Below are 21,908 nucleotides of genomic sequence, written 5' to 3'. Positions count from 1 at the left end.
CAAATCAGCGGGCTTTCCTCGCGCTTCCCAGGCCATGAACAGCGCTTTCGCTGTCTGTGAAAGTCTGGACCTCGGTGGACAGTTAGTGTTTTCTAACTGTAGCCGGAGGTCTGGATATGATGAATGCTAAAGCGAAGCGAGATATAGCGCTCAAAACAAAAGTCTTAAACTATGCAAATAATGCCAAAAATGTCGCTAAAACCTGCAGACATTTTAGTATTAGCAGGCAAACCTATTACACATGGAAAAAAGCCTATGAGTGCTATGGAGAACAAGGATTAATCAATCATAAGCCTTGCCCAGAAAATCCTACTCGACGTGTGGCAAAACACATTGAAGAGCAAATAATTTACTTGCGTACAACATACCATTTTGGACCTCAGAGAATATCGTGGTACTTGTTACGATTTCATAATATCAAGGTATCTCGCTCTGGCTGTTATTACGTCCTTCTTCGAAATAGACTAAATCAACTTCCACAAAATCAACGACAACGCTCTAAGCCGTTGTTCAAGCGCTATGAGAAACAGGTTCCTGGGCATCATGTACAGGTTGATGTTAAGTTCTTGTTTTTTAATAGCCCTAATGGTCAACGGATTAAGCGTTTTCAATATACCGCAATTGATGATGCGACTCGGATACGTGCCTTAAAAATTTATGAGCGGCATAATCAAGCTAATGCGATTGATTTTATTGATTACGTTGTGAATAAGTTTCCTTTCCGAATAAAGACTATCAGAACAGACAATGGCCATGAGTTCCAGGTGGAATTTAACTGGCATGTGCATGAGTTAGGGATGGAGCATGTTTATATCAAACCAGCGACACCGAGATTAAATGGAAAAGTAGAACGTTCTCATCTGACAGATAAACAGGAATTTTATCAGCTTATCGATTATACGGATGATGTCGACCTCCATGAAAAACTAGCGGAATGGGAGGCATTTTATAACTGTCATCGCCCCCATTCAGCACATGGTGGAAAAACACTTTATGAAGTGTTAAAAACTAAACTGGGCATTTAAAATCAAATGTCAATCGAGGTCCTGAGTGACACAAGGGGCTTAAACATGAAAATATACTCAGAGCTAGGAACCAATGTTGAATATATCAGCTATTCAGATGCGTTTCAGTTACCCGACAATTGCATTGTAATGAATGGCCACCGACCAGACCCGACTTATTACGCAGGTGAGAATGGCGAATGGTTAGCTGGCCCCTCACCACAAGTGCTGCAACAGATGGTTATTGAAGCCCGAGAAAATCAGACGACTATTTTATCGCAGGCATCCGACATGATAGGTGCGTTGTTAGATAAAGTTGAGGGGCTAGAAGATGGTGGCGATGATGTGCCAGATAAACTCCGCGCCGACTTGAAAGCGTGGAAGCAATATCGAGTGAAGGTGAAAACGCTGATGTTTCGAATGCGCTAAATATCGAGTGGCCAGTGTCTCCTGATGCTGTTTTAACTGAAGCGTAAAATACAAAACCGGGCTTAATTACCCGGTATCTGCAAGTCATGTTTGGTTACGCAAAGTTATACGCCGTCATGGATTTTATCTGCAATATAGTAAATGGCATATGCGATGATAAATCCGACACAGGATAACGCGGCCTTAAAGTATCTAAATTCGGATTCAGATATGAATAAGAACCAGACTATAGAGGCAATTGTTGCGAGTATGACAAAATCACAAAGGCCTGCAATTCCGCGCGAGGCTAAACGCTTAAGTAGGTTCATTAATACCTGACCTTTTGAAAGAAGTACTTAGTGACTTCATCAAAGAGTTGACGATTTCGAGACCATAATGCGGTAGCGTCCTCGAATGGCCTAATCCGTTTTTCTACCAAAAAATATAACAGGTCGAGATCCCCAAGTCGGTTAAGATAGGCGTATAACTCAGGGTCACGCATACTCAGTTCACGGGATGTATAAACAGCACGGGACTGAACAGCCCCAATTGATAGTATGGTCGTGAATGAAAAACCTATCAGCATTTTTGCGATTAAATTTCTGGCAAAGATAGCGCCGACATTACCCAAAACAAGTCTGTTTGCCACCATACTTCCTGCAATGCTGGCTGAGCCGTTAATCGCTATGTTTTTGAGTTTATCCGCGTCAACCTTATCCAAATATCGTGTGAAAATTACGTTTGCAATTTTTTCCAGATTTTCCCCGTTAGCAAACCACGCTTAACTAATCTAATGCAACGTTCTTTATCTATACTATTAGCCCAACGATTGTCAGTATCGAGGAAATCGTATCCCAGATAGTACAAATCAACAGGTAACTCCAAAGCACCGCCAGCAAAACTACGAAGAAAGCCACTTTTTAAATTGATAGAGTCAGCCATTTTGGTGGCTAATTCTTTAGCGCTCGTCATCGGATAAATTCCCTTTAAAGTTACCGTATCCAGCGCCGATTTTATTTACATAGCGTAGATATATATTTTTGATTATGATGAATTCATCATAAGTTATCAACAACCTGAAGTTAGATTAATTAACCTAAGCATTAGATCAAAAACCAAGTTTGCCATTAAACATTCACGGCACCAAGCTCGAAACTAATTATCAGATGTTTCCCACATATATTGAAAAATATCCTCTACCTCGAAGCCAGGTAGTGTGGTATTACTGCCGGGATAGGGATTATTGAATCAAACTTTCAGCCAGTAGCCCTACTGGAACGATTGCAAGCCCCTGCCCCAACTCCTGCGGCTAAAGCCGAAGTTAATACCGTAGCGAGTTGGCTAAAGCGCTATTCAGAGATATTAAAGCGTCGTGAGCTGGCTGAGAACACTATGAAAATGAGAGTCCTGCAAATCGGATATATTAACCAGCAATTTGGAGATAGGCCGATCGAAACCGTTACCACCAAGCATATCGCTAATTTTATTAACACCTATGTCGATAACGGTAAAAGCTCGATGGCAGTAAATTTGCGTTCTGTTTTATCTGATGTGTTTAGGGAAGCCATTGCTGATGGGTTAATTAGCACCAATCCTGTGGAAGCAACACGCACTCCATCACCAAAAGTTAAGCGGGAACGGCTCGACTATGCTGCCTTTTGCAAGATTTATGAGGCTGCCGGCCAACAGCAAAACTGGGTTCAACTTAGCCTGGCGTTAGCGCTGACTACCGGCCAACGCTGTGATGACGTGCGGCAACTAAAAAGAAGTGATGTACATAATGGCAAGCTTTGGATAGTCCAGAGTAAAACCAAGATGCAGATAGCGATATCGCTATCATTACGGCTGGAAATAATGAATACCACGGTTGGGGAAATTATAGAGAAGTGCCTGAATAATAGTAAAAGTGAATATCTCATCAGCTCATCCAGTAAAAGCTCAGGCCGAAAACCCGGAGCCTTAAATGCGGACTCGCTCACCAAAGCATTTGTTAAAGCATTGAAGGCAACCGATCTGGTTTATGACATTTCCCCTCCCAGCTTTCACGAGATCCGCAGCCTAGCATCACGTCTTTATGAAGCAGAATACGGTAAGGAATTTGCACAGAAATTGCTTGGACACAAATCGATGAAAATGACGAATGTATACCTGGATTCACGTAAAAATGAGTGGGTTGAGATTTAGGCCGACTATAGGATTTCGGGGAAATTTCGGGGGGAACACAAAAAATCAATTAAAATCAACAGTTTAAAAAGAGACCGAATACGATTCCTATATTCGGTCTAGGGAAATGGCTCTTGGGAGAGAGCCGTGCGCTAAAAGTTGGCATTAACGTAGGCTTATTCAGCCTTACTCTTTAAGAGTAGTCGAGTACATGTGTTTCGCCAACCTAGCTATGGAACTAAATAGTCACGGTTGTAAATTGATTTTGATTATGACTATTTTAACTGATCATCGAATAGCTAACTGGCTGTTAAATATAATCTAATATCTCGATAAGCTGTAGTCAGGCTGATTATTTTCCACACAATGTCATTGCACGCAACTGGAATGGCTCCAAACTCATTTTTTGACCTGGTTTGGTGCTGTCATCCAACAACAATACATCTAAAGGTTTTGCCAATACGTGACCCGACTTCATTTGTTCAGTGGCAATGTCATTCAAAGGATATTGCGCTAAGGTACTGGGATTAATCACAAAAAGCGCATTCCCGGTGCGACATTCCAGCATCACTTCTTCACGGCTAAACGCCCATTGCTTACCAAATTCAAACTTACTGACAGTGATGACTTTTCCCGCAGCAACAGCATTAGTCGACAATATTAGCAGTGATAGTACTAGCACAAAACCTTTCATCTTATATTTCCTCAATTAGCTGAATGCGTTGATTTTCTCGCATACATCCACATTGATGCAAGCATACTGACAATCTCTGCGGCTGTTTATTTTACGTTATACCGGAGCCATCGTGGCAAAAATGCTCACTAGCAGTAATACGGCAGCACCAAGGATGATTTCGATGCCGCTATTTACCACCAGCCAGAAGTGGGCCTTTGTCGGTAGCTGCCTGAGCATCGGAACGATCCGATAACGGTTAAGCAACGCAACCACCAGCATGAACATAACCAAAACCACCTTGCAGAGGAGTAATATCTGATAGTCCGATGTCAGTGCCAGCGAGGTATCACGCAGCATGATAATGCTGTTAATCGCACCGGTGGCCAGTACCAATGCAACCGCCAGATGCCCCCAGCTTGAAAACCGAACCAACGTAGTGATGGCTTCGCGTTTAACATCAGAGTTAAGGCTATATGTAAGGCAAATCAACAGCGCGGGTAAACACCCCACCCAATAACCTGCACTGAGTAGATGTATGATTTGATTAGTTTGATGAATCCACCCCAGAGCACCATCATGCATCGCCGCGTGCCCGGTAAATGCCAGGCTTGCCAATAATAGAGTGGAACTCCCTACCATCAATTGATAGTAAAAACGGGTTGTACCCAGCACTACAATCCACATACTCAAGATGGATAATGCAAGATGCCACTGCCATACCTGACCAAATCGGGTTCCCAATACTGCCCACCAAACGGTTAGCCGGTAAGTATCAGCCCAGCCATCGCCCATCATGCCTGCCTGAATTGCCAAAAGACCAATAGCAGAAAGCAGCCCCAGCAGTGTGCTGAAGGTAAACAGGGGTAACAGGCGCGTTCTGAGTGTCGAAGAGAAGCGATCTGGTGCTAGCAAGGCGGTGAATATACTAATACCAAACATCAGCATCACCGCCAGAAAGTGCAGAAAGCGACACAGTACGAATAGAGTCGCTAAAGACATATTTATTTCACAGTAAAGCTATATGTGCCTTTAGTTTTATGACCATCAACAGAAACCACATGCCATGAAACATTATATTTTCCGGCGGTTAAGGCATTATCGATTGGCAAAATCAATTGTGTATTGTTCGCTGGATCTAATTTTAGCTCGCCGGTTTTTACCACATGGTTATCAGGGCCAATGACTTTAACACCGCTAAAATTCAGTTCTATACCTTCAGAGAAAGCCAGGGTCAGTGCCTCTGGAGCCGCATTTATAGTGGTATCGGCAGCGGGAGACTCGACTTTCAAGTGTGCATGAGCCAAAGCTTGCTGGCTGGAAAGACCAACGAATAATACAATTAATGCCGAAAGCATACGGCAGGAAGAACGTATTTTGCGAATAAACCGTACTTTAGAAACAGTCATGGTATCCCTTAATCGATGGGGAGAAGAATCAACCTACTACCAACCATATCTTATATTGGCAGCGTGAACCCCTATCACTTCCAGTCAATTGTACTACCTGTGAGATAGCACACAAAATAAAGCGCCAAATTCTGAACGACGATTGAAATATAAGCAATAAATCAAATTACTTACGCCGTTATTGCAAATGATAACGATTTAACCTTGGGAAGTCGAGAAACCCAAGCTAAACCACATGCTATTAGCACGAAAACAACAAGATAGGTAACCACACGAAATTAAATGCCTTCACTATACAACAAAAAACCGCAGTTCCTGATCCCGTGATTTGGGGGCTGGACACTGCGGCGGGTACTTTTTAAGGCGACGGCCAGGGGAGCGATTAAGCCTGACTGTGGCTCTGAGTCGCCATTGTTTTCAAGTCTTTATCGACAAAGAATAACGCATTACCGCTATTTCCTACCAACGCCAATTTATCCAGAATAGATTTGAACAGTTTTTCTTCTTCATGTTGTTCAGACACATACCATTGCAGGAAGTTGAATGTAGAGTAGTCGTGAGTGGTCATAGCCACATGCGCTAACTCATTAATTTTAGTCGTAATACGTTGTTCATGCTCATACGTCAGTTCAAATACATCAGCCAGCGATGCGAAATCGATTGGCGGTGCGGTGATGGTACCCAGCACAGGCATGGAGCCAGTTCCACTAAGGTATTCAAACAAACGCTGCATATGCTGCATCTCTTCTTGAGAATGCTCTTTTAAAAATGCCGCAGCACCTTCAAAACCTTTGTCGCTGCACCAGGCGCTCATTTGTAGATAAAGATTTGCAGAGTAAAATTCCAGATTCAGCTGCTCATTGAGCTTTTTTGCCATTTCTGTTTTCAACATAATAATTCCCTTATTTTTATAATGCAGGTAAGCAACGATTAACTCGGTGTATTATGCCAAGCTAAAAACAAAATAAGAACACCCTATTCACATTAATATTTAATAAAAAAATAAATTATATATAAGGCCATGTTTAATATAGATTTTTATGAAAATAAAAAATAGTTAGTTATTTACGTTAAGTTATGAACACTAAAAAGAACGATTCTTATTTGAATTAAAAATCACTCAATGATAATCAATACGATAAATATTAATATCATCTATTTATGGTGATTACTTTATTCTCGCAGGTAGCAACATAACCTACTTGCCAATATCTGCCGTCTGCATTACCTTTTGCGCCATAGCATATGATCCCGAAAGGAGAAAACCGTGGGATACAATTTGGCAGAACTTTCTGATGAAGAAACAGCAAAAATGAACGTTGATCTGGCCGCTTCGGGTGTAGCATTTAAAGAGCGCTACAATATGCCGGTGATTCCTGAAATGGTTGCACGCGAACAACCTGATGAGCTGCGTGAATATTTTCTGCTGCGATTAGCTCATTACCGTAGTGAATCACACAAACTGTCGCGTCTGCCCTATGAGCCGAAAGTGAAGTGATAACCCCCTCCCGCAAGCGATTGGCTGGCGGGGGGAGTCTGTGGAGTAAGAACTTATATTCGCCTCAATGGGTAATGAGTTGTTAACCGGCGAATTTATCGGTGGCCAGAATCAACTGATGCAAAATTCCCGGTTCGTCAAAAGAGTGCCCTGCTCCCTCGACAATATGCAGTTCAGCCTCAGGCCATGCCTGCGCCAGATCCCAGGCATTCTGCGGCTGGCACGCCATATCATATCTACCATGAATAATGACCGCAGGAATATGGCGGATACGCGTCACGTTATCCAGCAACTGGTTGTCACTGTCTAAAAAACCAAGATGGGTAAAATAGTGGTTTTCGATGCGGGCAAAGGCCAGTGCAAACGCCTCTTCACCAAATGAAGAGGCGTTTTTAGTGGGTAGCAAGGTAACCGTTTCACCTTCCCATAAGCTCCAAATCTTAGCCGCTTCCAGTTGCACAGCCCTATCCGGTGATGTCAGGCGCTTGCGGTATGCCGCCGTCACATCGTTCTGTTCTTCGGGTGATAAAATAGAAAGTACGCGTTGCCACTTCTCAGGGAAGAAACGCGATGCTCCGTCTTGATAATACCAATCCAGCTCTTTTTTGCGCAGGGTGAAAATCCCACGTAGCACCATCTCGCTGACCCGCTCAGGATGGGTTTGCCCATAAGCCAGTGCCAGCGTAGACCCCCAAGAGCCACCAAAGATCAGCCATTCATCCACTCCAGCCATTATACGCAGCCGTTCAATGTCATCCACCAGATGCCAGGTGGTGTTGTTATCGAGGCTGGCATGGGGCGTAGACCGCCCACAACCGCGTTGATCAAACAACATCACATTATATTTAACCGGATTGAAAAGTTGCCGATGGTAAGGCGCAATTCCGCCGCCAGGGCCGCCATGTATAAATACCGCGGGCTTACCATTGGGGTTCCCACAGCGTTCCCAGTAAATATGGTGCCCATCGCCGGTGTCTAATAAGCCACTGTCGTAAGGTTCATACGCTGGATATAGCCCACGTAACTGTTCCATTCTTTTTCCATGTTTGTTATTAGACATGAAGTTATCAAAGCCTATACAGCCCACTGGGTCAACGACAAAACATCACATTTACGTCAATCAACCCATTAATTTCATCAACTGGCGATAATTACGCCATATCTTGACAGCTTTGCCGCTCTCATACCGCCACATCATGACAATTAAACTATAACTGGATGAATTATTATTTAATAATAATCAGGTTAAACAACAAATTAAGTGCATCAATGCTTTCTTCCCTTGCAACTTACTCGGATTAGGTGGTTAATAGGAGCGCGTACCAACCTAACCGAAGGTAAAGAGAGGCAAGCCATGAGTAAGGGAATGGACAGCAAAAAGAACGCGAAGAAAAAGCCACTAAAAACGCCAGCTGAGAAAAAAGCTGAGAAACGTGACAAAAAATCATCGTCTACCAGCGCTGAATAAACGGGCTTTTCGTCTCGTCAGTAAACCCGCCACACAAGGCGGGTTTTTTGTTGCTATGATTTGGCGATTGCCTGCGGGGAATAAAAATGTATTTTCGTGTTATCGATACTGAAACCTGTGGTTTAGAAGGCGGTATCGTTGAAGTGGCATCTATTGATGTGGTTGATGGCGTATTGAATAATCCCATGAGCGACCTGATTAGCCCGGACCGGCCTATCAGTATTGACGCTATGGTTATTCACCATATCACCGAAGAGATGGTTGAAGGCAAACCACGGATTGCCGTTGCGGTCAGGAAATACCAAGGCAGCCCTTATTACGTCGCTCATAATGCTCCCTTTGATCGTGGCGTCTTACCCGAGATGGGAGGACAATGGATTTGCACCCTCAAATTGGCCCGAATGCTTTATCCTGATATTAAGCACAGTAATCAATATTTGCGATACGCTTTGCGCCTGAATGTCTCAGTGCCGGATAACCTCTATCCTCATCGTGCGTTATATGACTGCTACGTTACCGCCGCACTGTTGCAGCGCATAATGAAAGACTCTGGATGGAATGCACAACAGATGGCAGAGATGACGCAACAGCCTCTGATATTGCAGACATTTAAGTTCGGTAAATACCGAGGAAAAGCATTGAACAGATAGCCCGGCAAGATCCGGACTACCTGCGTTGGATGCTAACCTCTATCAGCGACCTTACCCCAGATATGCGCCATACCCTGACCCATTATCTGACGTAATTTGCTGTCTGAATCAGGCCAGGGCCAGAATAAATGCGTACTCCAGAGCGATATCTTCATACGCTTTAAAGCGGCCTGATTTCCCCCCATGCCCTGAATCCAGGTCGGTATACAGCAGTAGTTGACGGTCATCCGTCTTCATTTCACGCAGCTTAGCGACCCATTTAGCAGGCTCCCAATACTGGACTTGTGAATCATGCAACCCGGTGGTCACCAGCATGTGCGGGTAATCTTGCGCTTTCACCTGATCATAAGGGCTGTACTGCTTAATGTAGTTGTAGTACACCTCATCATTCGGATTGCCCCACTCGTCATACTCACCGGTAGTCAATGGAATCGACTCATCCAACATAGTGGTAACTACATCAACAAAAGGCACCTGTGCCACGACACCTTTATACAGCTCAGGTGCCTGATTGATAACGGCTCCCATCAGCAAGCCCCCGGCGCTGCCCCCCATAGCAAACACACGGTTGGCATCACCATAACCTTCGGCAACCAACGCTCTGGTTACATCAGTAAAGTCATTGAATGTATTTAGTTTATTCAATAACTTTCCGTCCTCATACCATTGTTGACCCAGCTCGCCACCACCGCGAATATGTGCCAGTGCAAAAACAAAACCACGATCCAGCAGGCTTAGACGGCTGCCACTGAATGCCGGATCCATGCTGCTACCATACGAGCCATAACCATAGACCAGCAACGGATTGCCGCCAGAAACAAAGTGGTCGCGGTGATAAACCAATGAAACCGGGATTTTCACGCCATCTGTTGCTGTCACCCAAATCCGTTCACTGCGATATTGCTCCGGCATGAAATTTTTCACTTCCTGCTGTTTCAACAACTGACGAGCGCCCGTGTCCATATTTAGCTCAAACATCGAGCTGGGCGTGGTCATGGAGGAATATCCATAGCGCAGTAGTTCTGTTTCCGGCTCTGGGTTATAAGCCAGCCAGGTGACATAAGTTGGGTCATCGAAAGTGATAGACTTCTGATCGCCAGTATCCCAGTGAATCTGCCGTAAATGAGTCAGCCCGTCACTGCGCTCTTCGACTACCAACCAATCGCGAAATAGGCTAAAACCTTCCAACATCACAGCAGTTCTTGGCGAAATCAACGATTCCCACTTTGATTCATCTGAAAAATCAGCGGGTTCACTGCTGGTTTCCGCAATTTTATACAGACCAAAATTCTTGCCGTCTTTATTAGAACGAATGTAAAAATGCTGCTTATAGTGATCTAACCCATATTCATGATCTTTACGGCGTGGCCCAAACATTTGCGGCACCGCTTCAGGCTGATCGGCATCCAACAATAAGATTTCTGATGTTGTAGTACTGCTTAAGTGGATAAGGATGAATCGCTCAGAGGTGGTTTTTTCCAGACTGACATAGAAGGTGTCGTCAGTTTCCTCATAAATCAGTTGGTCTGGTTGCGAATCGCTGCCGATAACATGGCGATAGACTTGGTATGGCAATAAGGTTTTTTCATGCTTACGCACGTAATAGAGGTTTTTTGAATCATTAGCCCACTCAAAGTTACCGGAGGTATTGCTGATCACTTCATCAAACCAGACATCATTTTGTAAATGCTTTATCCGGATATCATATTGACGGCGTGATAAAAAATCCTCTGCAACAGCCAATAATTGGTTATCAGGGCTAACATCCAATCCGCCTAAGGTATAAAACTCACTTTCTGCTGCGCGCTGATTACCGTCCAGCAACGTTTCCCAACTGCTATCGGCCCAAACTGGCTGGCGCACGTTGATTGCATATTCATTGCCAGGTTCAAAACGGGTCTGATAGCGATAACCATTTCGGGTGTAAGGAACGGATTCCTCCTGAGGCGGGATGCGATCCACCATCTCCTGATAGAGCGTCTCACGCAAGGATTGCTGCGGCTCAAGCACCGCTTTAGTGAAGTCATTTTCGGCTTGCAAGTAACCCAAAACGTCAGCATCTGTGCGCTCATCATCTCGAAGCCAATAGTAATCATCAACACGGGTATCACCGTGTAGCGTCATCGGATAGGGACGTTTATCTGCCTTTGGAGGTGTGGTCATTGATTGGGGTATCCATCTGTGTTCTTTGTTCTGTAACGTTATAGCGAGAGTGACACGATTGCCGTTTGATGCCAAGTGGCAGCACACGCTTATAATTTAGTTACTGGGAACTCATTCAATAATAAACAGGAAGATAGACAGGTGCAGGATATGTTATCGCCAGCACCTGTTTGGCCGTGATTAGCTTAACTCCAGAGTTATGGCTTTAAGCTCGCAGGGTATAGGTGATGGTGCCCGCCTTACAATCGAGGACCACCTGATAGGTTTTATCGCCTTTGTTACCACGGGCGGTAAGTGGAACCTGCCAGATATCATCGTTGCCGGTGATATCAACGGTATTGATCCATACCACCGGGCTATCTGTGCCTAACAGTTTTTTATCTAATGTCCAACGAGTGATGCGATTTTGCTGAAAGTCCCTTTTGACCTGTGTGGCGACTTGCGATTGATTTAAACCGGGGCAAGCAGCAACTTTTGCTACTCGTGGTTCCTGAGCCTGCGCGCTTACTGTCATACCCGCCAATACGGTAGCCAACACCAAGGTTAATCCTGTCTTTTTCATTGCTCCTCCACATATTATTATCTCTATCCAGCGGCAGTAGCGATGATTGAAAGGTAGGTTACAGAGTGTAATTGCATTGATAAACAATAAATTTAATACTGTGTTATGAACACCGCGTAAACTCAATCACGTAAAACTGCTTCAGGCCGGGATAGATCTCCTTTATTACCTTTTTCAGTTCACTCAATGACATATTCTCTTGCTCAGCATGGCGTTCTGTCAGGGCATCCAAAGTGATTGGCGTGACAGACTTGACCAAAATGTGACAAAAAAACACGCCATCTTCATTACGACACACCCGTAAGGTTTCCCCTGGGTAGAAATCGGCTTCACTGCTATCCCGGATAGTGATCGTTTTACGATCAGCCAGGATATCCGCCTCAAAGCGACGGAAGAAGGTGATTTCACGATTCATTTTAGATCCCTTTTTCACTTTCTGCCGAAAGTTGCCAGATTAAGCCGCTTGATTCTCTTCAGGTTTGGCTTTTTTATCTGCGTTGTTCTTTTCAGATTTTACTTTTTGTATGCCATCAATGGGTATCGCAGGGCTGACACCACGCAGAATCTGCCCTAAGGCATCTTTGTTTTCTGCCAGGAAGAAGCTTAATGACTCGCGTTGTTCTTCTTCGAGTGACAGAGGTGATTGTGACAACCATTCTGATAAGTTATCCGCCAGATCCAGCATTTTATCGTAGGCATCGGCTTCTTTTTTGGTTGTGAACGTCATTTTTTCCTCACCTTGTCTTACTACGACGAATTTTATTTCAACGGCCATTTTTCTATATCCTTCTCGCCCACCAGTGACTGTATATAAACACAGTATACAGTGCTTTTTCGGGGTGAGCAACTGCCCTTCCCCCGACGTGATTATTTAAGTAAACGGGCTTTGCAATTTTTGCCTTTGATCTTACCTTGCTGCAACTGTTGTAAGGCTCGTTTGGCGCTGGCTTTGCGAATAGCAACATAGGCGTGGACCGGGAACATGTCGATTTTACCTACATCTGCCGCCGTCAAGCCTGCATCACCGGTTAAAGCACCCAGAATATCACCGGGGCGGATCTTGGCTTTACGCCCACCGTCAATACACAGCGTCACCATTTCCGGCTCCGGCATGGTGTTGGTGCTGCGGCTAATCTGCTCTGCGGAAGTCCACTTCAATTTAATTTGCAGATAATCTTCAATGGCATGGGCGCGGGTCATCTCTTGTGGCGTACACAGGCTGACAGCCAGGCCGCTCATCCCTGCTCGCCCAGTGCGACCAATACGGTGAACATGCACTTCAGGATCGAACGCCAGTTCAAAGTTAACCACCAGCGCTAAATCTTTGATATCCAGACCACGGGCAGCAACATCGGTTGCAACCAACACCCGGCAACTATGGTTAGCAAAACGCACTAATACCTGATCGCGATCGCGTTGTTCCAAATCACCGTGTAAGGCCAGAACACTAATACCACGGGATTCCAAAGCCTCATAAACACTCTGGCAGTCTTTTTTGGTGTTACAAAACACCACGCAAGAATCTGGCTGATAATGGCTTAATACTGAAATCAGCAGCGGTAAGCGTTTCTCACGGGTGGTTTCAAACAGCACCTGCTCAATTGCCGGCTCTTCATCACCATCATCGACTTCAACATTCAGCGGTTCACGCTGCACTCTGGCGCTGATCCGCTCAATACCTGCCGGATAGGTGGCAGAGAACAGTAAAGTCTGGCGCTGCACAGGGGTGTAAGCAATCACATCGTCAATGGCATCGGTAAAACCCATATCCAACATGCGGTCAGCTTCGTCTAAAACCAGAATTTTCAGTTCATCCAGTACCAGTGTCTTTTTACGCAGGTGCTCCTGAATGCGCCCCGGTGTACCCACGACGATATGAGGCGCATGAACCAGAGAATCCAATTGGTGGCCCATCGGTTGGCCGCCGCACAGTGTTAGGATTTTAATGTTTTGAGTAAAGCGCGCTAAACGGCGTAACTCTTTACTGACCTGGTCTGCCAGTTCGCGAGTCGGGCATAGAATCAGCGCCTGGGTAACGAACTCCCCCACCGCGATTTTGTCGAGCAGCCCGATACCGAATGCGGCGGTTTTGCCACTGCCGGTTTTAGCTTTCGCCCGCACATCCTGCCCATTGAGGATGGCGGGTAATGCCGCGGCCTGTACCGGTGTCATCTCGGTATAGCCAAGTTCGTTTAGATTAGACAACTGCTCAGCAGGCAGTGTCAGGGAAGAAAAGGACATTGTGCTCACGGCGGTAACTCTTATAACTGGATGGAATGGCAGCGATGGCCTGAAGGCAAGCGCAAGATTTTGGCGCGATAATACCAGAGATAGGCCCGATGCCGGAATGAAACCGCAAAAAACAGGCTAAATACGCAATGCGCTGCGCAAATGGCTCAGGCAGGTTTCTATTCCCGCCCAGATACGCAATCGTTTTCGTCGCTGTTTTCTCGTATACTATTTCCGGTAAAATTTATCGTGCGTCAAATTAATCCGCCATTTTCTCACTGATGTAGGTAACGAACTATGTTGACTATTGGAACCGCTCTGCGCCCCGGTGCAACCCGTGTCATGTTGCTCGGCTCTGGCGAGTTGGGCAAAGAAGTGGCTATCGAATGCCAAAGATTAGGGTTGGAAGTTATCGCCGTTGATCGCTACGCAGACGCGCCCGCGATGCATGTCGCTCATCGCAGCCATGTGATTAACATGCTGGATGGCGCAGCACTCAAGCAGTTGGTTGAGCTGGAAAAACCACATTATATCGTGCCTGAAATAGAAGCTATCGCCACCGATATGTTGGTTGAACTTGAGACGCAGGGCCTGCGTGTGGTGCCGTGCGCCGAAGCCACCCGCCTGACCATGAACCGCGAGGGTATTCGCCGTTTGGCGGCGGAAACCCTACAATTACCAACATCCAGCTACCGTTTTGCCGATACTGAAAGTGCGTTCCATCAAGCCGTGAGCGCGATCGGTTTCCCCTGTATCGTTAAGCCTGTGATGAGTTCGTCTGGCAAAGGCCAAAGCCTGATCCGGGGCGAAAAGCAGCTTAAAGCCGCATGGGATTATGCCCAGCAAGGGGGGCGTGCCGGGGGTGGCAGGGTCATTGTTGAAGGTTTGGTACGTTTTGATTTTGAAATTACCTTGCTGACCATCAATGCTATTGATGGCATCCATTTCTGCGCGCCAATTGGCCACCGTCAGGAAGAGGGAGATTATCGTGAATCATGGCAGCCGCAAGCCATGAGTCATATCGCCTTACAGCGCGCGAAAGAGATTGCGGAAAATGTAGTGAAAGCACTTGGAGGGTTCGGGCTATTTGGTGTGGAATTATTTGTTTGTGGCGACGAGGTTATCTTTAGTGAGGTCTCTCCACGCCCACACGATACCGGCATGGTAACCTTGATATCACAGAATATGTCTGAGTTTTCTTTACATGTTCGCGCATTTTTAGGCTTACCCATCGGCACCATTCGCCAATATGGTCCGGCTGCCTCCGCGGTCATTTTGCCAGAACTTACCAGCCAAAATGTGGCTTACCACGGTTTAGAAAATGCCTTGAGCGGAGATACGCAAATTCGCTTATTTGGTAAACCTGATATTGCCGGCAAACGCCGTTTAGGGGTTGCGCTGGCAGTGGCAGAGGATATTGCGGTGGCGATTGAAGTGGCAAAACGAGCAGCTGATGCCGTGGTGGTGAGTGGCAAGTAGCGCTATTAACAAACCCGCCTTGTGTGGCGGGTTTGGTTGTGAGTCGGTAACGGCGTGAGGCATTACCCCTCGTAAGGGTCCTCGATTTCATCCGCATCTTGCTCATTATCACGGCGATAATCTGACTCAGAGTGTTCATCAAAATCATCGTCTTCAAAAATAGCCATCGCTTGGGGATCGTCCTGGTGCCGCTCACGGATCTCCGCTGCCACCAATGCAATCGCCTCGCCACTGCTCATCCCTTCCGACATGAATTTGTGAATACGTTCGACCGCTTCTTGCTGTTCCTCATGGGAAAGTGAAGGCATACCCGCTAGCATTGATTTATCTCCTGCATATAATTCTTAAGTATACCCCAGCAACGCTAAGCACGGAGGGTCTATACTTGGTTATTTTTGTCTGCGGTGACCCACTGCCACTAAACTATCCGCCCATTACATTGAGTAAATTATGGTAATCTATCAGGCAGTTTCGCTGTGAGCGCGGCGATTATGCCACTGGACAGCCATTTCTCTAAATATAATCATCTGAAAGAAAAGAATAGCCATTCATGAGTGAGAAATCCCTGACTTTCAAAGTCTTGCCTTATCAGCCTGAGGCCGTAATCCAACAATTCTCCCCGCTTGCTCATCAAGCCTGGGCGATGCTGCTGCATTCTGGTTTTGCCGAACACACTCACAATCGCTTTGATATTTTGGTCGCTGACCCACAGATAACACTCACGACCCACGGCCTGGAAACCCAGATCATGGGTGCGCAAGAGCAGGAATGCTCGCTTGCCGACCCGTTCTCTTTATTGCAGCAACAACTGGATAATTTCTTGCCTCTTATCTCACCACATCCTGACCTGCCATTTCTGGGCGGAGCCTTGGGGTTATTTGGTTATGATTTGGGGCGGCGCGTGGAGAAACTCCCTGCGTTGGCGATTCCAGATGTCGCGTTGCCGGATATGGCTATCGGCTTGTATGATTGGGCACTGATTGCTGATCACCAATTGCACAAGCTGACCTTAGTTTGCCACGGCGATGTGGAGCAGCGCTGGCAGTGGCTACAGCAGCAAAAAGCCCCTAAAACTATCATGCCATTCAAACTGACCAGCCACTGGCAAGCAAATATATCGCGGGCGCAATATGGCGAGAAATTCCGTCAGATTCAGGAATATCTGCACAGTGGCGACTGTTATCAAATTAATCTCGCACAGAGATTCAGTGCTGAATATCAGGGAGATGAATGGCAAGCGTTTCTGTCACTGAATCGCAGCAACCGGGCACCCTTTTCAGCCTTTATCCGCTTGCCGCATAATGCAATTCTGAGTGTCTCGCCGGAACGTTTTTTATGGTTGGAAAACCATCAAATTCAGACTCGCCCCATTAAAGGCACGTTGCCACGGTTGCCGAATCCCGAACAGGACCGTTTGCAAGCTGAACGTCTGGCGCATTCAGCCAAAGATCAGGCGGAAAATCTGATGATTGTCGATCTGTTACGTAATGACATTGGCCGCGTCGCACAACCAGGCAGTGTTCGAGTACCTGAGCTGTTTGTGGTAGAGCCTTTCCCGGCAGTGCATCATTTGGTTAGCACCATTACCGCCACGCTCCCCACCGATTGTCCGGCTACAGCCTTGCTGCGCGCCTGTTTCCCTGGTGGTTCGATTACCGGCGCACCTAAAATCCGCGCGATGGAGATCATTGAGCAACTTGAGCCACATCGGCGTAATGCCTATTGCGGCAACATTGGCTATATTAGTTGCTGCGGCACGATGGATACCAATATCACCATTCGTACCTTATTGACGGAAAACGGTAAAATATATTGCTCTGCTGGCGGGGGGATAGTGGCTGATAGTCAGGAACAGGCTGAATATCAGGAAACCTTCGATAAAGTTGCCCGTATCTTGCCGCAGTTGGGAAATCAATCATTTGGTGAGTAACTGTCTGTGAATGATGGAATGACAGGGCGTGCCCTGATGGAGTTTATCAGCCGTTTTCAGCTACAACTGCCTCCGGCGGGCAGTTTCTCGGCTAACAGCCATCATGCGGCGGTGTTGATCCCGATTATTTGCCGCCCAGAACCCACGCTGCTGTTAACCCGGCGCTCAAACCACTTGCGCAAACATGCCGGTCAGGTTGCTTTCCCCGGTGGCAAAGCCGATCACGATGACCGCTCACTGATTGATACCGCGCTGCGCGAAGCCGAAGAAGAAGTGGCGATCCCAGCATCGTCAGTACATGTCTTGGGGCAATTGGCCCCACTCGATAGCTCCAGTGGTTATCAGGTAACCCCCATCGTAGGATTAGTCCCCGCCGATATTGCTTTTCATGGCAATGAAGAAGAAGTCGCCGGGCTGTTTGAAATCCCCTTACATGAAGCACTCCGCCTCTCTCGTTATTATGCGCTGGATATTCATCGTGGAGGGTTCAATCACCGCGTCTATCTTTCCTGGTACGAAAGCCAATTTATCTGGGGGTTGACGGCAGCCATCATCCGCCGTCTGGCACAGCAGGTCACTCTCTGACAGTAAAACGCGCTACCTAATACCGGGTATCAGTGACAACCGTCACATCGTGGCGGCTAAAAAAGCGCAATAACAGCATAAAGCGATCCCTATCACCACATCACAACGATTTTTACCCTATTTTCCCTGCACATCCATTTTAAAAAAACTGTAAAATCGCCTGTCAGCGTTATGAAATATCTGTAAAATAACATTCATCACTATAAACCACTAAAAAAGTAAGGTTAAAACCTGGTAGTGATAACGATTAATTGGTAGCGAGATGACATTGTTGTGATATCAAATTGATACCGCTAACACCAGTAGGACCCAAACTAACATGGCCTGTGATAGCAAGACTTAATACAAAGTAACCTGCTGCTATCCACAGCGCTCTTATACTTAATACAGATATTCTCGGCCACATTCATATGCACCGGGAATAACAAAAGGCTTTGTTAAGGAGTTTTAGCGTGATTAGTGTTTTTGATATGTTCAAGATTGGTATTGGGCCGTCCAGTTCTCATACTGTTGGGCCAATGAAAGCCGGTAAGCAGTTCTCTGACTTACTGATATCTCAAGGACTGATGCCTTCTGTCACACGGGTTGCCGTTGATGTTTACGGCTCACTGTCACTGACAGGGAAAGGTCACCATACCGATATTGCCATTATTATGGGGTTGGCAGGTAACATGCCAGATACCGTGGATATCGACAGTATTCCGGCCTTTATCCGTGATGTAGAATTACGCCAAAAACTGATGCTAGCCAATGGCTTGCACGAGGTAGACTTCCCGCGTGAAGGTGGAATGGTGTTCCGCAGCGATAATCTGCCGCTGCATGAAAATGGTATGCAGATCCACGCCTTCGCTGGCAATGAGAAAGTGCTCAGCAAAACCTACTACTCCATCGGTGGTGGTTTTATCGTCGATGAAGAGCATTTTGGCAAAGCGGCAGTCAATGAAGTGAGCGTGCCTTATCCGTTTGATTCTGCGGAAGAAATCCTGGCTAACTGTGAACAAACAGGGATGTCTATCTCTGGAATGGTGATGCAGAATGAGCTGGCGATGCACAGTAAAGAAGAGATTGAGTCCTATTTCACCGCGATCTGGCAGACTATGCGCGCGTGTATCGATCGCGGCTTGAATACCGAGGGAGTGCTACCGGGGCCATTGCGCGTACCACGTCGTGCATCCGCATTGCGCCGTTTGCTGGTTTCCTCCGATAAACTGTCCAACGATCCTATGGTTGTCATTGATTGGGTCAATATGTTCGCACTGGCCGTTAACGAAGAGAATGCAGCGGGTGGCCGTGTGGTCACCGCCCCCACTAACGGCGCCTGCGGTATCGTTCCGGCCGTACTGGCCTATTATGATCACTTTATCGAGCCAGTAACGCCTGAAATCTTTATCCGCTACTTCCTGTCATCCGGTGCTGTTGGTATTTTGTATAAGATGAATGCATCTATTTCTGGTGCAGAAGTCGGCTGTCAGGGTGAAGTGGGCGTGGCGTGTTCAATGGCAGCGGCTGGTCTGGCTGAATTACTGGGTGCCAGCCCGATTCAGGTCTGTATCGCCGCTGAAATTGGCATGGAACACAACTTGGGGCTGACCTGTGATCCGGTTGCAGGTCAAGTACAAGTGCCTTGCATTGAACGTAATGCGATAGCCTCCGTGAAAGCGATCAACTCTGCACGTATGGCAATGCGCCGTACCAGCGAACCGCGCGTCTCACTCGATAAAGTTATCGAGACCATGTTTGAGACGGGCAAAGATATGAATGCTAAATACCGCGAAACCTCCCGCGGGGGGTTGGCAATCAAGGTGCAATGTAATTAATTTCTTTCCGTAAAAGAAATCGTGATCACCAAGGGGAGCCGAAGCTCCCCTTTTTTATGCGGTCAGATGTTTTATGCAGTCAGATACGGGGTAACGACGTCATCAGGCAGGGAAATGTGCCGAATGGGTCGCCGCAGTGTGCCCATTAGTGCAGTCGCGCCATCAGTTTCCAGAAGATAAACTCGCCTTACTCTTCCTGATCGTTATGCAGCTTGGTAATGCGCACCAGTTCGATGCGGTAATCTGATACCTCCATAATCTCAAAACGCAGATTATGCAGCTCAACCACATCACCCGCCGTCGGCATATGGCCTGAGTGCGACAGCAGCATACCGGCGAGCGAGGCATAATCTGCCGTCGGGCTAACTAACGCCTGACAATCCAGCGCCTGTTCCAGAGAGTGCAAGTCTGCCCCGCCCTTCACCAGCCAACTATCACCGTCAGTAATGATATCTGGTGTTTCATCTTCGTCAGGGAACTCACCGGCGATCGCTTCCAGCACATCCAGCGGCGTAACCAGCCCCTGCACCACGCCGAACTCATCATTAACCACCACTAAGCGCCCCTTGGCTTTACGCAGTACCCCCAACAGATTAATCACATCCATGGTGTCCGGCACCACAATAGGGGGGTTGCCGCAGCAAACTCACAGATAGAATCACCACGTTCAATGGCAACCAGCAAATCCTTCGCGCGAACCACACCAATTATCTGATCTAATGAATCACGGCAAACGGGAAACAAGCTGTGCGGTGTATCCAGCAGTTGCTCGCGGATCTCTGCTTGTGAGCGATTGCAATCCACCCAGGAGATCTCAGTACGCGGTGTCATAACGCTGCGCATTGAGCGCGAAGCCAGCGTCAGTACGCCGCTAATCATATAGCGCTCTTCTTCTGCAAACGCTTCTGCTGGCATCGTCTGCTGTGTGTCGCCGTGTTGTGGCTCCTGCTGCTGACGCCCGCCCATCAAACGGATAATCGCTTCAGCGGTACGCTGACGCCGTGGCAAGCGGGATTCCTGCTTGATAAAGTTCCGCCGTGCAATCTGGTTGAACAGCTCTATCAAAATAGAGAAGCCAATCGCGGCGTACAGGTAGCCTTTCGGAATATGGAAGCCGAAACCTTCGGCGATCAGACTCAGGCCGATCATCAACAGGAAACTCAGACAGAGCACCACCACGGTCGGATGCGCGTTAACAAACCGGGTCAGCGTTTTCGACGCCAGTAACATCACGCCCATAGCAATCACGACAGCGGTCATCATGATAGCCAAATCATTGACCATCCCCACAGCAGTGATGACGGCATCCAGTGAGAAGACCGCGTCCAACACCACTATCTGCGCAACAACGGCCCAGAAGCTGGCATAACCTTTGCTGGCACTGTCATCGTGCTGGTTACCCTCCAGCCTTTCGTGTAGCTCCGTAGTGGCTTTGAATAGCAGGAATAGCCCCCCCACTAACAGAATCAAATCTCGTCCGGAGAAGCTAAAACTGCCGACACTGAACAGCGGTGTGGTCAGCGTTACCATCCAGGAGATGACCGATAGCAGCCCCAAACGCATGATCAGCGCAAGAGATAAACCGATGATACGGGCTTTATCTCTCTGTTTAGGCGGCAGTTTATCGGCCAATATGGCGATAAAGACCAGGTTATCGATACCCAGAACAATTTCCAGTACCACTAACGTCATTAACCCTGCCCAGATTGAGGGGTCCATTAGAAATTCCATGTCAGACTCCGTAAATAAGAACACGATTTAGATGATGAGCACTCGACAACAGACGCAGCAAAACGCCGCAGTACGGTTGTCAGAATAAATACGCAGAAAGATCGGGTGACATTAGACGCAGCAGATGTGCGTGATTTGA

Annotated in this window: 20 protein-coding genes and 2 pseudogenes; 9 read left to right on the top strand and 13 right to left on the bottom strand. The window is 46.9% G+C overall.

The genetic code is table 11. The features are described 5' to 3' along the window. Positions 1-116 precede the first annotated feature (116 nt). Complete coding sequence (locus tag YALDO0001_RS07945) at positions 117-1,025, top strand: IS481 family transposase (RefSeq protein WP_004701762.1); 909 nt, start codon at positions 117-119, stop codon at positions 1,023-1,025. A 45-nt stretch (positions 1,026-1,070) separates the two neighbouring features. Then, entirely contained in the window at positions 1,071-1,433 is a 363-nt protein-coding gene (locus YALDO0001_RS07940) for a tail fiber assembly protein (RefSeq protein ID WP_231585789.1), read from the top strand. Positions 1,434-2,147: 714 nt separating this feature from the next. Here the strand turns inward: YALDO0001_RS07940 and YALDO0001_RS20695 are convergent. After that, the gene (locus tag YALDO0001_RS20695) at positions 2,148-2,384 is read right to left on the bottom strand and encodes a hypothetical protein (protein ID WP_004701758.1); all 237 of its coding nucleotides are present in this window, start codon (positions 2,382-2,384) and stop codon (positions 2,148-2,150) included. A 309-nt stretch (positions 2,385-2,693) separates the two neighbouring features. Here YALDO0001_RS20695 and YALDO0001_RS07925 point away from each other — a divergent pair, with 309 nt between their 5' ends. Next, on the top strand, positions 2,694-3,596 hold the full coding sequence (locus YALDO0001_RS07925) for a tyrosine-type recombinase/integrase (RefSeq protein ID WP_004701755.1): 903 nt from the start codon (positions 2,694-2,696) through the stop codon (positions 3,594-3,596). A 331-nt stretch (positions 3,597-3,927) separates the two neighbouring features. Here YALDO0001_RS07925 and YALDO0001_RS07920 read toward each other — a convergent pair whose 3' ends face one another. The 4 genes from YALDO0001_RS07920 to ftnA form a co-directional block, all read right to left on the bottom strand. Then, positions 3,928-4,269 (bottom strand): YebY family protein, encoded by a 342-nt coding sequence (locus YALDO0001_RS07920; protein WP_004701753.1) that lies wholly within the window; start codon positions 4,267-4,269, stop codon positions 3,928-3,930. Positions 4,270-4,365: 96 nt separating this feature from the next. Continuing rightward, on the bottom strand, positions 4,366-5,250 hold the full coding sequence (gene copD / locus YALDO0001_RS07915) for a copper homeostasis membrane protein CopD (RefSeq protein WP_042546160.1): 885 nt from the start codon (positions 5,248-5,250) through the stop codon (positions 4,366-4,368). A 2-nt stretch (positions 5,251-5,252) separates the two neighbouring features. Beyond that, positions 5,253-5,657, bottom strand: a complete 405-nt coding sequence (gene yobA / locus YALDO0001_RS07910) for a CopC domain-containing protein YobA (protein ID WP_049596176.1) — start codon at positions 5,655-5,657, stop codon at positions 5,253-5,255. 382 nt (positions 5,658-6,039) lie between these two features. Beyond that, entirely contained in the window at positions 6,040-6,549 is a 510-nt protein-coding gene (ftnA, locus tag YALDO0001_RS07905) for a non-heme ferritin (protein ID WP_004701747.1), read from the bottom strand. A 375-nt stretch (positions 6,550-6,924) separates the two neighbouring features. Here ftnA and YALDO0001_RS07900 point away from each other — a divergent pair, with 375 nt between their 5' ends. Next, entirely contained in the window at positions 6,925-7,155 is a 231-nt protein-coding gene (locus YALDO0001_RS07900) for a DNA polymerase III subunit theta (protein WP_004701745.1), read from the top strand. Between the two features lie 82 nt (positions 7,156-7,237). Here YALDO0001_RS07900 and pip read toward each other — a convergent pair whose 3' ends face one another. Further along, a complete protein-coding gene (pip, locus tag YALDO0001_RS07895) occupies positions 7,238-8,188 on the bottom strand; it encodes a prolyl aminopeptidase (protein WP_004701743.1) in 951 nt (316 codons plus the stop codon). Positions 8,189-8,709: 521 nt separating this feature from the next. Between pip and exoX the strand changes: the two are divergent. Next, a pseudogene (gene exoX / locus YALDO0001_RS07890) lies at positions 8,710-9,368 on the top strand (exodeoxyribonuclease X). Positions 9,369-9,381: 13 nt separating this feature from the next. Here exoX and YALDO0001_RS07885 read toward each other — a convergent pair. From YALDO0001_RS07885 to dbpA, 5 genes are all read right to left on the bottom strand, one after another. Then, positions 9,382-11,436: a S9 family peptidase gene (locus YALDO0001_RS07885; protein WP_042839569.1), complete on the bottom strand. Its 2,055-nt coding sequence runs from the start codon at positions 11,434-11,436 to the stop codon at positions 9,382-9,384. Positions 11,437-11,641: 205 nt separating this feature from the next. Beyond that, complete coding sequence (gene yebF, locus YALDO0001_RS07880) at positions 11,642-11,998, bottom strand: protein YebF (RefSeq protein ID WP_004701737.1); 357 nt, start codon at positions 11,996-11,998, stop codon at positions 11,642-11,644. A 103-nt stretch (positions 11,999-12,101) separates the two neighbouring features. Then, complete coding sequence (gene yqfB, locus YALDO0001_RS07875) at positions 12,102-12,413, bottom strand: N(4)-acetylcytidine aminohydrolase (protein WP_004701735.1); 312 nt, start codon at positions 12,411-12,413, stop codon at positions 12,102-12,104. A 39-nt stretch (positions 12,414-12,452) separates the two neighbouring features. Then, a complete protein-coding gene (locus YALDO0001_RS07870) occupies positions 12,453-12,773 on the bottom strand; it encodes a YebG family protein (RefSeq protein WP_004701734.1) in 321 nt (106 codons plus the stop codon). A 92-nt stretch (positions 12,774-12,865) separates the two neighbouring features. Continuing rightward, entirely contained in the window at positions 12,866-14,248 is a 1,383-nt protein-coding gene (dbpA, locus tag YALDO0001_RS07865) for an ATP-dependent RNA helicase DbpA (RefSeq protein ID WP_042546169.1), read from the bottom strand. A 276-nt stretch (positions 14,249-14,524) separates the two neighbouring features. Between dbpA and purT the strand changes: the two genes are divergently transcribed. Continuing rightward, on the top strand, positions 14,525-15,706 hold the full coding sequence (gene purT / locus YALDO0001_RS07860) for a formate-dependent phosphoribosylglycinamide formyltransferase (RefSeq protein WP_004701728.1): 1,182 nt from the start codon (positions 14,525-14,527) through the stop codon (positions 15,704-15,706). Between the two features lie 62 nt (positions 15,707-15,768). Here the strand turns inward: purT and YALDO0001_RS07855 are convergent, their stop codons facing one another. Continuing rightward, a complete protein-coding gene (locus YALDO0001_RS07855; RefSeq protein WP_004701726.1) occupies positions 15,769-16,026 on the bottom strand; it encodes a YoaH family protein in 258 nt (85 codons plus the stop codon). Between the two features lie 230 nt (positions 16,027-16,256). Here YALDO0001_RS07855 and pabB point away from each other — a divergent pair, with 230 nt between their 5' ends. The 3 genes from pabB (at position 16,257) to YALDO0001_RS07840 (ending at position 20,038) form a co-directional block, all read left to right on the top strand. Beyond that, positions 16,257-17,636, top strand: coding sequence for an aminodeoxychorismate synthase component 1 (pabB, locus tag YALDO0001_RS07850; protein WP_004701724.1), 1,380 nt, complete (start codon positions 16,257-16,259; stop codon positions 17,634-17,636). Positions 17,637-17,654: 18 nt separating this feature from the next. Next, on the top strand, positions 17,655-18,221 hold the full coding sequence (locus YALDO0001_RS07845; protein ID WP_042839568.1) for a CoA pyrophosphatase: 567 nt from the start codon (positions 17,655-17,657) through the stop codon (positions 18,219-18,221). A gap of 452 nt (positions 18,222-18,673) precedes the next feature. Continuing rightward, a complete protein-coding gene (locus YALDO0001_RS07840) occupies positions 18,674-20,038 on the top strand; it encodes an L-serine ammonia-lyase (RefSeq protein ID WP_004701720.1) in 1,365 nt (454 codons plus the stop codon). Between the two features lie 187 nt (positions 20,039-20,225). Here the strand turns inward: YALDO0001_RS07840 and YALDO0001_RS07835 are convergent. Beyond that, a pseudogene (locus YALDO0001_RS07835) lies at positions 20,226-21,769 on the bottom strand (TerC family protein). Positions 21,770-21,908 lie beyond the last annotated feature (139 nt).

Source organism: Yersinia aldovae ATCC 35236 (assembly GCF_000173735.1).
In the GTDB taxonomy this organism is placed as follows: domain Bacteria; phylum Pseudomonadota; class Gammaproteobacteria; order Enterobacterales; family Enterobacteriaceae; genus Yersinia; species Yersinia aldovae.
This window is presented reverse-complemented; position numbering and strand designations above follow the sequence as displayed.